This window comes from Psychrobacter immobilis, assembly GCF_904846065.1.
Lineage (GTDB): Bacteria > Pseudomonadota > Gammaproteobacteria > Pseudomonadales > Moraxellaceae > Psychrobacter > Psychrobacter immobilis_H.
This window is the reverse complement of record NZ_CAJGZV010000034.1, coordinates 1-1,072: the sequence shown is the minus strand read 5'-3', so window position 1 is coordinate 1,072 and position 1,072 is coordinate 1. Positions and strand designations below refer to the sequence as shown.

Below are 1,072 nucleotides of genomic sequence, written 5' to 3'. Positions count from 1 at the left end.
GGCTGCATGACTTCATAGCCCTTAAGGCGATAGTAACGGCTCAGCACATCCGAGATGGTATAGTTGCGCACGTGACCCATGTGTAGCTTGCCGCTTGGGTAAGGGAACATCGACAGCATATAGCGACTTGGCTTATCGCTAGGCTCGTTGCCCACTTCATAACGCTTATCCGCTGCCCATTTGGCTTGTTGTGCGGCTTCAATAGCTTGTGGGTTATAATAATTATTTTCTGATTGGTCAGATGTCACAGTATTGCTCATAGTCGGCTCTAGATTGAATATTTTGATAAGAAATTAGATACGCTAGAATAGCGCAAATCGGCAAAAAATGCGATGGGGCAACGTAATAATAGAGCAGTATTAAGAAGTATATAACAACTTATGAATCCACAGTAAGGCTCGGCATGCAAAAACTAAAGAAAGGTCAGGTACTAAAGTATCCTATTGATTTGTATTTATCGAACAAACACATGCTGTCGATTTTGGCTTTAGGTTTGTTAATTTTTCCGCTGTATTATTATGGGCTACCCATCGCAAAAGATGAAGGTTGGTTTTTCATTATAGTGATGTGGTTATCAATAATTTTGATAGCTGTTGCGGTATTCACGGTATTATTTGCATTTATTACTGGTAAGCCCGTTTTTCAAATTACAGATAAAGGGATAACGATTTTACAAGTCTTGCGCCGACCACAACAGAGATATTTGTTGTGGCAGGATATTGAGTGTATAGGTATCGATTGTCGAGTCATCAAGCGCCACGAAATTTGGCTATTAGTGATTCAACCTAAACAAGGCAGAATTATACAATACCCCATAAGGTCTATGAGATATAAAGATGCCATCTTGAATGAAGTGGAAGTGGTGCATTTAGTGCAACTTGCCTCTGAAGGCCGTTCCGCTATACATTATGAGCCTATAGAAATGGAAAGAATTAAACTGATCACTCCAAGAGTGCAGTGGTTATTGTTAGCCTTGATTTTTCTTTGTATAGTTTTCTATCTATTTTTTATGATTAAATAAAAGTACACGCTAAATATAACCCTTTAAGGATTAATTATGACCATCACTATT

At 38.5% G+C, this 1,072-nt stretch carries 2 protein-coding genes; one reads left to right on the top strand and one right to left on the bottom strand.

Features of this window, described 5'->3' with window-relative positions; translation table 11 throughout:
* Positions 1–260, bottom strand: a 260-nt coding sequence (locus JMW64_RS13950; RefSeq protein ID WP_201555383.1) for a class I tRNA ligase family protein, incomplete at its 3' end; no start/stop codon positions are given.
* 143 nt (positions 261–403) lie between these two features.
* On the opposite strand from JMW64_RS13950, the gene JMW64_RS13945 reads away from it, so the two are divergent.
* A complete protein-coding gene (locus JMW64_RS13945) occupies positions 404–1,021 on the top strand; it encodes a hypothetical protein (RefSeq protein ID WP_201555381.1) in 618 nt (205 codons plus the stop codon).
* Positions 1,022–1,072 lie beyond the last annotated feature (51 nt).

Bases quoted from the DNA above. Each gene is read 5' to 3' on its own strand.
- JMW64_RS13945 (WP_201555381.1), top strand. From the start codon at position 404: ATGCAAAAACTAAAGAAAGGTCAGGTACTAAAGTATCCTATTGATTTG.